The 13,830-nt window shown below is 68.0% G+C and carries 10 protein-coding genes and 1 riboswitch; of the genes, 9 read left to right on the top strand and 1 reads right to left on the bottom strand.

The genetic code is table 11. The features are described 5' to 3' along the window. Window position 1: 1 nt before the first annotated feature. Window positions 2–97, top strand: a riboswitch (glycine riboswitch). Window positions 98–246: 149 nt separating this feature from the next. The 8 genes from DC434_RS17425 (at window position 247) to DC434_RS17390 (ending at window position 10,822) form a co-directional block, all read left to right on the top strand. After that, the gene (locus DC434_RS17425) at window positions 247–1,431 is read left to right on the top strand and encodes a glycine cleavage system aminomethyltransferase GcvT (protein WP_116636580.1); all 1,185 of its coding nucleotides are present in this window, start codon (window positions 247–249) and stop codon (window positions 1,429–1,431) included. Then, a complete protein-coding gene (gene gcvH / locus DC434_RS17420) occupies window positions 1,428–1,823 on the top strand; it encodes a glycine cleavage system protein GcvH (protein WP_116636579.1) in 396 nt (131 codons plus the stop codon). The genes DC434_RS17425 and gcvH overlap by 4 nt, the downstream gene beginning before the upstream one ends. A gap of 61 nt (window positions 1,824–1,884) precedes the next feature. Further along, a complete protein-coding gene (gcvP, locus tag DC434_RS17415; RefSeq protein ID WP_243408997.1) occupies window positions 1,885–4,770 on the top strand; it encodes an aminomethyl-transferring glycine dehydrogenase in 2,886 nt (961 codons plus the stop codon). Between the two features lie 218 nt (window positions 4,771–4,988). After that, on the top strand, window positions 4,989–6,620 hold the full coding sequence (locus DC434_RS17410; protein WP_116636577.1) for an ABC transporter substrate-binding protein: 1,632 nt from the start codon (window positions 4,989–4,991) through the stop codon (window positions 6,618–6,620). 99 nt (window positions 6,621–6,719) lie between these two features. Next, window positions 6,720–7,646 carry an ABC transporter permease gene (locus DC434_RS17405; RefSeq protein WP_116636576.1) on the top strand — a complete coding sequence of 309 codons (927 nt, stop codon included), beginning with the start codon at window positions 6,720–6,722 and terminating at the stop codon, window positions 7,644–7,646. Continuing rightward, a complete protein-coding gene (locus DC434_RS17400) occupies window positions 7,639–8,583 on the top strand; it encodes an ABC transporter permease (protein WP_116636575.1) in 945 nt (314 codons plus the stop codon). The genes DC434_RS17405 and DC434_RS17400 overlap by 8 nt, the downstream gene beginning before the upstream one ends. Further along, window positions 8,580–10,253, top strand: a complete 1,674-nt coding sequence (locus tag DC434_RS17395) for an ABC transporter ATP-binding protein (RefSeq protein WP_116636574.1) — start codon at window positions 8,580–8,582, stop codon at window positions 10,251–10,253. Before DC434_RS17400 ends, DC434_RS17395 begins: the two co-directional genes overlap by 4 nt. 2 nt (window positions 10,254–10,255) lie before the next feature. Beyond that, on the top strand, window positions 10,256–10,822 hold the full coding sequence (locus tag DC434_RS17390) for a PH domain-containing protein (protein ID WP_116636573.1): 567 nt from the start codon (window positions 10,256–10,258) through the stop codon (window positions 10,820–10,822). Window positions 10,823–10,829: 7 nt separating this feature from the next. Here DC434_RS17390 and DC434_RS17385 read toward each other — a convergent pair whose 3' ends face one another. Then, complete coding sequence (locus DC434_RS17385; protein ID WP_116636572.1) at window positions 10,830–11,636, bottom strand: type II CAAX endopeptidase family protein; 807 nt, start codon at window positions 11,634–11,636, stop codon at window positions 10,830–10,832. Between the two features lie 102 nt (window positions 11,637–11,738). On the opposite strand from DC434_RS17385, the gene typA reads away from it, so the two are divergent. After that, a complete protein-coding gene (gene typA, locus DC434_RS17380; RefSeq protein ID WP_116636571.1) occupies window positions 11,739–13,652 on the top strand; it encodes a translational GTPase TypA in 1,914 nt (637 codons plus the stop codon). Window positions 13,653–13,830: the final 178 nt, after the last annotated feature.

Below are 13,830 nucleotides of genomic sequence, written 5' to 3'. Positions count from 1 at the left end.
AATGACCCCCGCGGGAGAGCCCCGGCGAATGCAGCCGGGCACCGAAGGAGCAAGCCTCCCCGCCAATCTCTCAGGTAACGCGTACCGCGCGGTTCCGGCCACTCTGAAAAGCGATCTCGAGCGAAGCTCGAGATCCGCCGACGGTGAAAGCCCCCGCGCGGGCGAAGCTCTCAGGCCCATGACAGAGGGGGAGTTCCGAGGAACGTCGACGTCGTCGTTCCGCCCGAATCCGCACGGGAGAACTCCATGTCCGATCCCCGCTACACCCCGCTCCGCGAGCGCCATGAGGCGCTCGGGGCGTCGTTCACCGACTTCGGCGGCTGGCAGATGCCGGTGCGCTACACCTCCGACCTCGCGGAGCACCACGCCGTCCGCCGGTCGGCCGGTCTCTTCGACATCTCGCACATGGCGGAGTTCCTCGTCACGGGTGAGAGCGCCGCGGAGTTCCTCGACTACGCGCTCGCCGGTCGCCTGTCCTCGATGGCCGTGGGCAAGGCGAAGTACTCGCTGATCCTGTCGGAGTCCGGAGGGATCGTCGACGACGTGATCGTCTACCGGCTCGCCGACGATCGCTACCTGGTGATCGCGAACGCCGGCAACCGCGGCTACGTCGACGCGGCCTTCGCCTCGCGCGTGCGCTCGTTCCCGTCCCTCGTCGAACGCGAGGGGCCTCCCCGGGCGGAAGGGGAGGAGCGCAGCTTCGCCGGGTTCCTCGGCGACCGAGGGGTCGACGTCGAGGACGTCTCGGACTCCTTCGCCCTCCTCGCCGTCCAGGGCCCCGCGGCCGAGGCCATCGTCGCGGCGACCGAGGGCATCACCGAGGTCGGTACGCCCTGGGCCGAGCAGAGGTACTACGCCTGGGCCGACGCCCGCTTCCACGGTGAGCCCCTGCTCCTCGCCCGGACCGGATACACCGGCGAGGACGGCTTCGAGCTGCTCGTCCCCAGCACACTCGCACCCGCGTTGTGGGACGCCCTGCTCGCCGCCGGAGAGCCGCACGGCCTCGTTCCCGCAGGTCTCGCCGCTCGCGACACGCTCCGGCTCGAGGCCGGGATGCCGCTCTACGGGCACGAGCTCTCCCTCGAGACCCGACCGGCGCAGGCCGGCCTCGGTCGAGTGGTGGTGGCGGACAAGGAGAGCTTCATCGGGAAGGACGCCGTCGACGCGGCCCCGGAAGCTCCCGTCCTCGTCGGACTCGCCGCCGAGGGCAAGCGCGCCGGGCGCGCCGGCTACGCCGTGGTGGATGCCGATGGCACGGTGCTCGGCGAGATCACCAGCGGCGCCCTCAGCCCGACCCTCGGCCACCCGATCGCGATGGCCTACGTCGATCCTTCTTCCGCGGAAGAGGGAACAGCAGTATTCCTTGATGTGCGGGGGACGAAGATCCCCGCGACCGTGACCGCCCTGCCTTTCTACCGGAGGACCAAATGACCGACCTCAGCGCACTGAAGTACACCGAAGAGCACGAGTGGATCGCGACCGGTCCTTCGACGGGCTCGGGAACCCAGACCGTGAGCATCGGCATCACCGACTACGCCGCCGAGAAGCTCGGTGACGTCGTCTTCGTCGAGCTCCCCGCCGTCGGCGCCGAGCTCACCGCAGGCGCGGTCGTCGGCGAGATCGAGTCGACGAAGTCGGTCGGAGAGCTCTACGCCCCGGTCGCCGGCACGGTCGTCGAGATCAACGACGCCGTCGTCGACGACCCGTCACTCGTCAACGCCGAGCCCTTCGAGGGTGGCTGGCTGATCAAGGTCTCCGTGGCAGACGGCGCCACCGACGACCTGCTCGACCGCGACGCGTACGTCGCACTGACGGAGGGCTGATCCACCCGTGGTCTCCTTCGCCGATCGTCACATCGGACCCACCGACGCCGCCCAGCGGACCATGCTGGACGCGCTCGGCATCCACCCTTCGACAAGCTCAGGGACCCAGGGGGCAAGCTCAGGGACCCAGGGGGCAAGTTCAGGGACCCAGGAGGGAGATGCCGTCGAGGCGCTGATGCGCCAGGCGGTCCCGTCCTCGATCTTCACCGGACCGACGGGCTCGCTCGACTCGACCATCCCGGCAGCGGCGAGCGAGACCGAAGCGCTCGCCGAACTCCGCGCCCTCGCCTCGCGCAACGCGGTGAACCGGCCGATGATCGGCCTCGGCTACTACGGCACGATCACTCCGCAGGTCATCCAGCGGGGTGTACTGGAGAACCCGTCCTGGTACACGGCCTACACGCCGTACCAGCCCGAGATCTCGCAGGGCCGTCTGGAAGCGCTCATCAACTTCCAGACGATGGTCGCCGAGCTCACCGGGCTCTCGACCGCCAACGCATCCATGCTCGACGAGTCGACCGCGGTGGTGGAGGGCATGCTGCTCGCCCGGCGTGCCTCGAAGTCGACGTCGAACGTCTTCGCGGTCGACGCCGATGCCTTCCCGCAGACGAAGGCGCTGCTCGCCACCCGTGCGGATGCCGTCGGCATCGAGCTCGTCTCCGTGGACTTCGCCGCGGGCGAGGAGCTCCCGGCGGAGCTGTTCGGCGTCTTCGTGCAGTATCCGGGAGCATCCGGTCGGGTCTGGGACCCCTCGGCCGTCATCGACGCCGCACACCTCGCCGGCGGTCTCGCGGTCGCCGCCGCCGATCTCCTCGCCCTCACCCTGATCGCGTCGCCCGGTTCGCTGGGCGCGGATGTGGCTGTCGGCACGACGCAGCGCTTCGGTGTGCCGATGGGCTTCGGCGGTCCGCACGCCGGGTACATGGCCGTGCGCGCAGGCCTCGAGCGTCAGCTGCCAGGGCGCCTCGTCGGCGTCTCGGTGGACGCTGACGGCAAGCCCGCCTACCGCCTCTCGCTGCAGACCCGCGAGCAGCACATCCGTCGCGAGAAGGCGACGTCGAACATCTGCACCGCACAGGTGCTGCTCGCCGTCATGGCCTCCATGTACGCGGTGTACCACGGGCCCGACGGCCTCGAAGCCATCGCGTCGGAGGTCGCGACGAAGGCCGCGCTGCTGCGCGACTGGCTCGTCGAGGCCGGCGCCGAGGTCGTGCACGACGCCTTCTTCGACACCGTCTCCGTGCGTGTCCCTGGCCGTGCGGACGAACTCGCGAAGCAGGCGCACGACGGTGCGGGTGTCCTCCTCCACGTCGTCGATGCCGACACGCTCAGCATCGCGGTCGACGAGACCACGACGACCGCGGAGCTGCACCAGGTCGCGCACGTCTTCGGCGGCACGAAGGAGCGGGTCTTCGGATTCGGCGACGGCGACCACGCTCTTCCCGGCGCGCTCATCCGGCAGGACGAGTACCTGACCCACCCGGTCTTCCATGCGCACCGCAGCGAGACCGCCATGATGCGTTACCTGAAGAGCCTCGCCGACCGCGACTACGCGCTCGACCGCGGCATGATCCCGCTCGGGTCCTGCACGATGAAGCTCAACGCCGCGACCGAGATGGCCGCCATCACATGGCCCGAGTTCGCCGGCATCCACCCGTTCGCGCCGGCATCCGACGTGCAGGGCTATCTCGATCTCATCGAGCAGCTCGAGGGCTGGCTCGCCGAGGTCACCGGGTACGACGCCGTCTCACTGCAGCCGAACGCCGGCTCGCAGGGCGAGCTGGCGGGGCTCCTGGCGATCCGCGGCTACCACCTCGCCAACGGCGACGCGCAGCGCACCGTCTGCCTGATCCCGTCGTCGGCGCACGGCACGAACGCGGCATCCGCCGTGCTCGCGGGCATGAAGGTCGTCGTGGTGGCCTGCGACGAGCTCGGGAACGTCGATCTCGACGACCTCCGCGCCAAGATCGCCGCGCACGCCGACACCCTGTCGGCGCTCATGATCACCTACCCGTCCACGCACGGCGTGTACGAGCACGACGTCGTGGAGATCACGACCGCGGTGCACGACGCGGGCGGCCAGGTGTACGTCGACGGCGCGAACCTCAACGCTCTGCTCGGGTACGCGCGCTTCGGCGACCTCGGCGGCGACGTCTCGCACCTCAACCTGCACAAGACGTTCGCGATCCCGCACGGCGGCGGCGGACCCGGTGTCGGACCCGTGGCGGCGAAGGCGCACCTCGCGCCGTTCCTCCCGTCGCATCCGCTCGCGCAGCGCAGCGAGCACTTCGGCGGTTTCACGTTCGAGGGCGGAGCCGTCTCGGCCGCGCCGTACGGGTCGGCGGGCATCCTGCCGATCTCCTGGGCGTACGTGCGCATGATGGGGGCAGACGGCCTGCGGCGCGCGACCGCGGCCGCCGTGCTGTCGGCGAACTACATCGCCGCCCGCCTGGGCGAGCACTATCCCGTGCTCTACACGGGCGAGAACGGCCGAGTGGCGCACGAGTGCATCCTCGACCTCCGCCCGCTCAAGGAGGCCACGGGCATCACGGTCGACGACGTCGCCAAGCGCCTGATCGACTACGGCTTCCACGCCCCGACCATGTCGTTCCCCGTGGCGGGGACCCTCATGGTCGAACCGACGGAGTCGGAGGACCTCGGCGAGATCGACCGCTTCATCGAGGCGATGATCATGATCAAGGCGGAAGCGGATGCCGTGGCGGCAGGGCGCTGGCCCGCCGACGACAACCCCCTGGTGCACGCGCCGCACACCGCTGTCTCGCTGATCGCGGGGGAGTGGACGCACGCCTACACCCGGGAGGATGCTGCGTACCCCGTGCACGCGCTCGTCGCCGGCAAGTACTGGCCGCCGGTGCGCCGCATCGATCAGGCCTACGGCGACCGCAACCTCGTCTGCGCCTGCCCGCCCGTGGAGGCCTTCGCCTGACACCGGATCGACCCATCTGAACGGAGTCGCGCTCCTCGCCGGGGAGCGCGGCTCCGTCGCGTCTTTCCGGGTGTTTCGCGGATGTTACGGATGGTCACCACTCAGTAACAGTTCGTTAGCTGAGTGCGTTCGCGAGCCCGACCCCGGGTTACGCTCGACTATCCCTACGTGTTCAACGGTGAGCGCGCAGTCTGAGTAACAGTCCAGGAGGACACAAAGTGAAGCGCAACAAGATCGCCCTCGCGGGCAGCGCATTTTTCCTGATCGGGGCCCTGACTCTCGCGGGCTGCGCGAGCGGCGGGGGCAACGAGCCCGCCGAGGAGTCGTCCGGTGACGCCACGGCGATCATCTCGGTCAACAACACCGAGCCGCAGAACCCGCTGATCCCCACGAACACCAACGAGGTCGGCGGCGGCCTCGTGCTGCAGAGCATCTTCGCCGGTCTCGTGTACTACGACGCCGAGGGCGCCGTGCACAACGACCTCGCCGAGTCCATCGAGACCGACGACGCGCAGACCTACACGATCAAGATCAAGGCCGACCAGACCTTCGCGAACGGCGACCCGGTCGACGCCGAGTCGTTCGTCAAGGCCTGGAACTACGGTTCGGCGCTCGACAACAAGCAGCTCTCGAGCTACTTCTTCGAGTCCATCGAGGGCTTCTCCTACGACGAGAACGTCCCGGAGCTCTCCGGCCTCAAGGTCGTCGACGACCTCACCTTCACGGTGAAGCTGAAGCAGCCCGAGTCGGACTTCCCGCTGCGCCTCGGCTACACGGCGTTCTTCCCGCTCCCCGCAGCGGCATGGGACGACCTCGAGGCCTTCGGCGAGAACCCGATCGGCAATGGCCCGTACGTCTTCGCCGAAGAGGGCGCGTGGAAGCACAACGAGAGCATCGACCTCATCAAGAACGAGGACTACACCGGTCCCCGTGAGGCGGTGAACGGCGGCGTGGACATGATCCTCTACGCCAGCACCGATGCCGCCTACGCCGACCTCCAGGGCGGCAACCTCGACATCCTCCAGGAGATCCCGGACAGCGCCCTGCAGACGTTCGAGAGCGACTTCGAGGGTCGCACGGTGAACCAGCCGGCAGCGGCCAACGCGACCATCACGATCCCGGAGCGCCTCGAGCACTTCAGCGGTGAAGAGGGTCAGCTGCGACGTGCGGCGATCTCGCACGCGATCAACCGTGAGGAGATCACCGATGTGGTCTTCAGCGGCACCCGCACCCCGATGAAGGACTTCACCTCTCCGGTGATCGACGGCTACTCCGAGGACATCCCCGGTTCCGAGGTGCTCGAGTTCGACCCCGAGAAGGCGAAGGAGCTGTGGGCCGAGGCCGACGCCATCGCACCGTGGACCGGATCGTTCCAGATCCAGTACAACGCGGACGGCCCCAACCAGGGCTGGGTCGACGCCATCGCCAACCAGCTGAAGAACAACCTCGGCATCGAGGCCTCCGGCAACCCGATCCCGACCTTCGCCGAGCACCGCACGCTGATCACCGAGCGTCAGTCGACCACCGCCTTCCGCACCGGATGGCAGTTCGACTACCCGTCGATGTTCAACGGCCTCGGCCCGCTCTTCGGCACCGGTGCCGGTTCGAACGACGGCGACTACTCGAACCCCGAGTTCGACGCACTCCTCGATGAGGGCGCATCCGCTGCCGACGTCGAAGAGGGCATCACGAAGTTCCAGGAGGCGCAGGAGATCCTGTTCAAGGACCTGCCCGCCATCCCGCTCTGGTACACCAACGCCATGGGCGCCTGGGGCGAGTCGGTCGACAACGTCGAGTTCGGCTGGGACACCTGGCCGATCCTCTACCAGGTCACGAAGGACGGCGAGTAAGCCGGACGGCACTCACCTGTGAGGCGGTGACGATTCGTCGTCACCGCCTCGCGGGCTGTGTTCGACAAGCTTTTCCGCCTCCTCGCAACGGGACCACAGATGTTCGGCTACATCCTCAGACGTCTTCTGCAGGTGATTCCGGTTTTCTTCGGAGCCACCCTGCTCATCTACTTCCTCGTGTTCGCCATGCCCGGCGATCCGATCCTCGCCCTGTTCGGCGACCGCACCCCGAACCCTGCGGTCGTGGAGCAGCTGCGTGAGCAGTACCACCTGAACGATCCGTTCCTCGTGCAGTACTGGTACTACATCACCGGTGTGTTCCAGGGCGACCTCGGAAACACGTTCTCCGGCCGTCCGGTCTCGGAGGTCCTCGCAGAGACCCTCCCGGTCACAGGGCGCCTGGCGGTCATGGCGATCGCCATCGAGTTCACGCTCGCGATCGTCATCGGCACGATCTCGGCGCTGCGCAAGGGCAAGGTCTTCGATCACGCGATGCTCGGCATCGCCCTCGTCGCCATCGCCATCCCGATCTTCGTGGTCGCGTTCCTCGCGCAGTACTTCCTGGCGATCCAGCTCGGCTGGTTCAAACCCACAGTGGGCTCCGACAACGACTGGGGCGGCCTGTGGCTACCGGCGATCGTGCTCGGCTTCAGTCTGTTCGCGGTCAGCATGCGTCTGATGCGGAGCTCCGTGATCGACACGCTCAACCAGGACTGGGTGCGCACCGCCTACAGCAAGGGGCTCTCGCGCAGTCGGGTGATCCCGGTGCACGTGCTGCGCAACTCGCTGATCCCCGTGATCACCAACTCGGCCACCAACTTCGGTGTGCTGCTGGTCGGAGCGACCGTGACCGAGGGGATCTTCAACGTCCCCGGCGTCGGCAACACGCTGTACCAGGCCGCGATCCGCAACGAGGGCCCCACCGTGGTCTCCTTCGTCACGGTGTTCGTGATCCTGTACGTCCTGGTCAACCTCGTCATCGACCTGCTCTACGGTCTGCTCGACCCAAGGATCCGCTATGCATGACCCCAACTCGCAGAATCACTTCGTCGCGCCCGTCGAGACGGAGAGCATCTCCGTCGACGCCGTGCGCATCGCGGAGAAGCCGCGCAACCTGTGGCGCGATGCGTGGACCGACCTCCGGCGGCGTCCGCTGTTCTGGTTCTCGGTCGTGCTCGCACTCTTCTTCCTGGTGATGGCGCTCTGGCCGACGCTGTTCACATCGACCCCGCCGAACAGCGGGTGCGAACTGGGCAACAGCAATGCCGGACCGACGGACGGGCATCCGCTCGGATTCACGTTCCAGGGCTGCGACATCTACGCCCGCATCGTCTGGGGCGCGCAGACCTCGCTCGCCGTCGGTCTGCTGGCCACAGCGATCGGCTCGATCGTCGGCCTCATCATGGGTGCGCTCGCCGGCTTCTACGGCGGATGGCTGGACTCGCTGCTGTCGCGCATCGGCGACATCTTCTTCGCCATTCCCTACATCCTCGCCGCCGTGGTCGTCATGACGGTCTTCTCGCAGTACCGCTCCGTTCCGGTCCTCGCGTTCGCGATCGGTGGTTTCGCCTGGGCGTCCACCGCGCGTGTCGTGCGTGCGGAGGTCCTCCGGGTACGTCAGGCGGACTTCGTGGTCGCCTCTCGTGCGCTCGGACGCTCCAAGTTCGGCACGCTCGTCGGACACGTCATCCCGAACGCCCTGGCGCCGCTGCTCGTCGTCTCGACGCTGTCGCTCGCGGCATCGATCGTCGCCGAGGCGACCCTGTCGTTCCTCGGCGTCGGCCTGGGAAGCGACACCATGTCGTGGGGAAATGACATCAGCGCGGCACAGTCGTCGCTCCGGGTGGCGCCGATGGCGCTCATCTATCCGTCGATCGCGCTCACGCTCGCCGTGCTCGCGTTCGTGACCCTGGGCGAGCTCATCCGAGACGCCATCGATCCGAGAGCGAGGGCACGCCGATGAGCGAGCGCACTCCCGAACAGGTGCCGCTGCTGAGCGTGCGCGACCTCAAGGTCGCGTTCCGCACACAGGAGGGTCTCCGCGAGGTCCTGCACGGCGCGAGCTTCGACATCTTCCCCGGCGAGACCGTCGCCATCGTGGGCGAGTCCGGCTCGGGCAAGTCCACGACCGCCAGTGCCATCGTGAACCTGCTTCCCGGCACCGGAACGATCACGGGCGGATCGATCACCCTCGACGGCCGCGAGCTCACCACGCTCGGGCGCCACGAGATCGAGACCGTCCGCGGCCGCGAGATCGGCTTCGTCCCGCAGGATCCGATGTCGAACCTCAACCCGGTGTGGAGCATCGGCTTCCAGGTCAAGGAGGCGATCCGCGCGAACGGGATCGCCCGTGGCAAGGCGGATGTGAAGGCGCGGGCGATCGAGGTGCTGCAGCAGGCAGGACTCGGCGACGCCGAGCGACGCCTGCACCAGTTCCCGCACCAGTTCTCCGGCGGCATGCGCCAGCGTGCGCTGATCGGCATCGGACTGGCCGCCGACCCGAAGCTCCTGATCGCCGACGAGCCGACCTCGGCGCTCGACGTGACGGTGCAGCGGGTCATCCTCGATCACATGGCGACGCTCACGCGTGACAAGGGCACCTCGGTGCTCCTCATCACTCACGACCTCGGCCTCGCGGCCGAGCGCGCCGAGAAGATCATCGTGATGAGCAACGGCAACATCGTCGAGGCCGGCCCGAGCAGGCAGATCCTCGAGAATCCGCAGCATCCGTACACGCAACGACTCGTGGGTGCAGCCCCGAGCGTCGCCTCGCAGCGCATCCAGGCCGTCGTCGAGGACCGCGGCATCGAGACGCTCGAGGACCTCGCGGACATCCCGCCGACCGTGCGGGTGGCGGGACTCACGAAGGACTACAAGATCCGTCAGGGGAACTTCCGCAGCGAGGCGTTCCGTGCGGTCGACGACGTCTCCTTCGACATCCCGCGCGGGAAGACGCTCGCCCTCGTCGGCGAGTCGGGTTCCGGCAAGTCGACGGTCGCCAAGATGGTGCTCAAGCTCGAGGAGCCCACGAGCGGCACCATCGAGATCGACGGTCAGGATGTGTCGAAGCTCTCGAACGCGCAGGCGTTCGGGCTGCGCCGCCGCATGCAGCCCGTGTTCCAGGATCCGTACGGATCGCTGGACCCGCTGCGCAACATCGGGAACACGATCTCCGAGCCGCTCCAGATCCACGGTGTGGGGGATCGGGCTTCGCAGCGCGAACGCGTCGAGGAGCTTCTCGACCAGGTGGCGCTGCCGAGGACGCTCGCGACCCGATACGCGAACGAGCTCTCCGGCGGACAGCGGCAGCGCGTCGCGATCGCCCGGGCGCTCGCGCTCAAGCCGGACATCGTCGTGCTCGACGAGGCCGTCTCGGCGCTCGACGTGCTGGTGCAGGATCAGATCCTGAAGCTGCTCGCCGAGCTGCAGTCGGAGCTGAACCTGACGTACCTGTTCATCACGCACGACCTCGCTGTCGTGCGCGTGTCGAGCGACCTCGTCTGCGTCATGGAGAAGGGGAAGGTCGTCGAACAGGGAACTGTCGACGAGATCTTCGCCAACCCCCAGCAGGAGTACACCGACCGGCTCCTCAAGGCGATCCCCGGGGCGTCGATCCCGCTCGGCGGGCGCTGAACGTGCCGACCGATCCAGGATCGGGGGCCGCACGGACTTTCCGTGCGGCCTCCGGTCCGGTCTTCCTCGTCCTCTGCTCGCTGCTCGCGCTGTTCCTGCTCGGCGATGCCGTCGTGCGCGCGGGGTGGGGGCAGTCGCTGCTGCTCGCACCGTGGATCCTCCTCGGGCTGTGGGTCGTGTACGAGGTCGCCTTCGTCTCGTTCGTCCGCATCGACGACGCGGAGGCGACCGTGCAGAACATGCTGCGACGCACGACCTTCGGGTGGCGTCGTGTGCGTGACATCGATCTGCGCTGGCAGCTCGTCTTCTCGCTCGATGACGGCACCGACGTCACGTGCTACGGCGGGCCGGCCAGGGCGCGGCAGCGGCGCGCCGCGGGTCGGCAGGACGAGGAGCCCAAAGCCCCGGCCAGCCTGCGCGATCTGACCGACATCCGCGATCGCTGGGAGGCGTCCGATCCCGCCGCCGATGCTCCCATCCGGCGGAGCTGGGATCGTCCCGCTCTCCTCGCCCTGGCCGTCATCCTGGTCTGGGCCGCGGTGGCCGTGTTCATCGCGAACGCCGGCTGACCCCGTCTCAGCTCGGCAGTCCGAAGAGCTCCGGCCAGGTCGCCGCCGCCCAGGGATAGCCGACGAACACGGTCGCGTCGATCAGGAAGTGCGCGACGAGGAACGGCAGCAGACGACCGCTGCGCTGGAAGAGCCAGCCGAACAGCAGCCCCATCGCCAGATTCCCGATGAACGCGCCGGGCCCCTGGTACAGGTGGTAGCTCGCACGCAGCACCGAGGTGGAGACGATGATGGTCCACGGACTCCATCCGAGCTGCCGGAGGCGCGCGAAGAGATATCCGAGCACGACGAACTCCTCCTGCAGCGACGCCCGCGCGGCGGCGAGCAGCAGGACGGGGACAGTCCACCAGTACGCGTCGAGTCCCGCCGGATTCACCGCGACGAAGAGCCCCGAGGCGCGTCCGGCGATGTAGAGCGCCAGACCGGGGATGCCGATGGCGAGGACGAGGAGCATGCCGCGCCCGGCATCCGCTGCGATCCTCGTGCCGTCCAGTCCCAGCCTGCCCAGGTGCGGACGGCGCGACTGCCAGAGGAGGAAGCACACCAGCAGCACCGGCACGAGCGAGAATCCGATCGACAGCACCTGATAGATGAGATCGAAGAGCTCGCGGTCGCTGCGCGACGGGTTGAGCGTCGCGGTCTGATCCGCCAGCGGCGTCTCATCCGTGAGCCGGTAGGCGAGCTGCACGATCGCGTACACGGCGGACTGGCCGAGGCCCAGCGCGAGCACGATCGCGATCTCCCACCCGATGCGGCCGCGGGAGGGTGCAGGAGGGTCCCAGGAGAGGGGGTCCGGGACAGGTCGGGAAGTCACGATCCCGATGCTACGACGTCCGCTCAGGAACAGACCCTCAGCTTGCGTTATCCTGGAACGTCGGCTTCCCGGCGCAATCCCACACCTCTTTAGGACTTCTGCATGGCGCACGCCCTCCGCTCTGACCTCCGCAACGTCGCAATCGTCGCGCACGTCGACCACGGCAAGACCACTCTCGTCGACGCCATGCTGCGTCAGACGGGCTCCTTCGGCGAACACGCCCACGTGGACGAACGCGCCATGGACTCGAACGACCTCGAGCGTGAGAAGGGCATCACGATCCTCGCCAAGAACACGGCGATCACCTACAAGGGCGTGCACGCCACCGACGGCGAGGTGACGATCAACGTCATCGACACCCCCGGTCACGCCGACTTCGGCGGAGAGGTCGAGCGCGGCCTCTCCATGGTCGACGGCGTCGTGCTGCTCGTCGACGCCAGCGAGGGCCCGCTCCCGCAGACCCGCTTCGTGCTCCGCAAGGCGCTCGAGGCGAAGCTGCCCGTCATCCTGCTGGTCAACAAGACCGACCGTCCCGACGCGCGCATCGCCGAGGTCGAGGAGGAGGCCCACGACCTGCTCCTGGGTCTCGCGTCCGACCTCGTCGACGACGTGCCGGATCTCGACGTCGACGCGCTGCTCGACGTGCCGATCGTGTACGCCTCCGGCCGCGCCGGTGCCGCATCGCTGAACCGCCCCGAGAACGGCACGCTGCCGGACAACGAGAACCTGGAGCCGCTCTTCGGCGCCATCCTCGAGCACATCCCGGCGCCGTCCTACGACGACGAGGCCCCGCTGCAGGCCTGGGTCACGAACCTCGACTCGAGCCCGTTCCTCGGTCGCCTCGCTCTCCTCCGCGTCTTCAATGGCACGCTGAAGAAGGGGCAGACGGTCGCCTGGGTCCGTGCCGACGGCTCGACCAGCAACGCCCGCATCACCGAGCTCCTGAAGACCCGCGCCCTCGAGCGCTACCCCGCGGAGTCGGCGGCGCCCGGTGACATCGTCGCCATCGCCGGCTTCGAGGACATCACGATCGGCGAGACGATCGCCGACCCCGAGGACGTCCGCCCGCTTCCGGCGATCACGGTCGACGACCCCGCCATCTCGATGACGATCGGCACGAACACCTCGCCCCTCATGGGCAAGGTCAAGGGCCACAAGCTGACCGCCCGCATGGTCAAGGACCGTCTCGACCGCGAGCTCATCGGCAACGTCTCGCTCAAGGTCGTCGACATCGGCCGCCCCGACGCGTGGGAGGTGCAGGGACGCGGCGAGCTCGCGCTCGCGATCCTCGTCGAGAACATGCGCCGCGAGGGCTTCGAGCTCACGGTGGGCAAGCCCCAGGTCGTCACGAAGCAGATCGACGGCAAGACGCACGAGCCGTTCGAGCACCTCACGATCGACACGCCCGAGGAGCACCTCGGCGCGATCACGCAGCTGCTCGCCGGCCGCAAGGGTCGCATGGAGAACATGACGAACCACGGCACCGGCTGGGTGCGCATGGAGTTCATCGTCCCGTCGCGCGGCCTCATCGGCTTCCGCAGCGAGTTCCTCACCACGACCCGTGGCACCGGCATCGCCAACGCGATCTCGCACGGCTACGAGCCGTGGGCCGGACACATCACCACGCGCCAGAACGGCTCGATCGTCGCCGACCGCCAGGGCGTCGTGACCCCGTTCGCGATGATCGCCCTGCAGGAGCGCATGTCGTTCTTCGTGCAGCCCACGCAGGAGGTCTACGAGGGCATGGTCATCGGCGAGAACTCGCGCGCCGACGACATGGACGTGAACATCACCAAGGAGAAGAAGCTCACCAACATGCGTGCAGCGAGCTCCGACACGTTCGAGTCGATGACCCCGCCGCGTCAGCTGACGCTCGAGGAGAGCCTCGAGTTCGCCCGTGACGACGAGTGCGTCGAGGTGACGCCGGAGGTCGTTCGCATCCGCAAGGTGAACCTGGATCAGAACACCCGCGCTCGCGAGACCGCCCGCATCAAGCGTCAGGACGCGAACGCCTGACCCTCGTTCGAGAGTGCTCTGCAGAGGGCCTCGCACCGCCGAAAGGCGCGTGCGGGGCCCTCTTCTCATGTAAATCCCAGATGAGGCACAATTTTCGTTCAGGAAGGCATGGCAGGCTCGAACACTTGCGCCTGGGACGAGCTCCCGATGAGTCTCCTGTATTGGGCGTACGACGACC

The sequence above is a fragment of the Microbacterium sp. TPD7012 genome (genome assembly GCF_003075395.1).
In the GTDB taxonomy this organism is placed as follows: Bacteria; Actinomycetota; Actinomycetes; order Actinomycetales; family Microbacteriaceae; genus Microbacterium.
The sequence above is the reverse complement of the archived record's forward strand: the minus strand, read 5'-3'. Positions and strand labels throughout refer to the sequence as shown.

What these genes read in the sequence shown, in the direction of transcription:
- gcvP (WP_243408997.1), top strand. Translation starts at nt 1,885, where the DNA reads ATGCTGGACGCGCTCGGCATCCACCCTTCGACAAGCTCAGGGACCCAG.
- gcvH (WP_116636579.1), top strand. Translation starts at nt 1,428, where the DNA reads ATGACCGACCTCAGCGCACTGAAGTACACCGAAGAGCACGAGTGGATC.
- DC434_RS17405 (WP_116636576.1), top strand. Translation starts at nt 6,720, where the DNA reads ATGTTCGGCTACATCCTCAGACGTCTTCTGCAGGTGATTCCGGTTTTC.
- DC434_RS17395 (WP_116636574.1), top strand. Translation starts at nt 8,580, where the DNA reads ATGAGCGAGCGCACTCCCGAACAGGTGCCGCTGCTGAGCGTGCGCGAC.
- DC434_RS17400 (WP_116636575.1), top strand. Translation starts at nt 7,639, where the DNA reads ATGCATGACCCCAACTCGCAGAATCACTTCGTCGCGCCCGTCGAGACG.
- typA (WP_116636571.1), top strand. Translation starts at nt 11,739, where the DNA reads ATGGCGCACGCCCTCCGCTCTGACCTCCGCAACGTCGCAATCGTCGCG.
- DC434_RS17425 (WP_116636580.1), top strand. Translation starts at nt 247, where the DNA reads ATGTCCGATCCCCGCTACACCCCGCTCCGCGAGCGCCATGAGGCGCTC.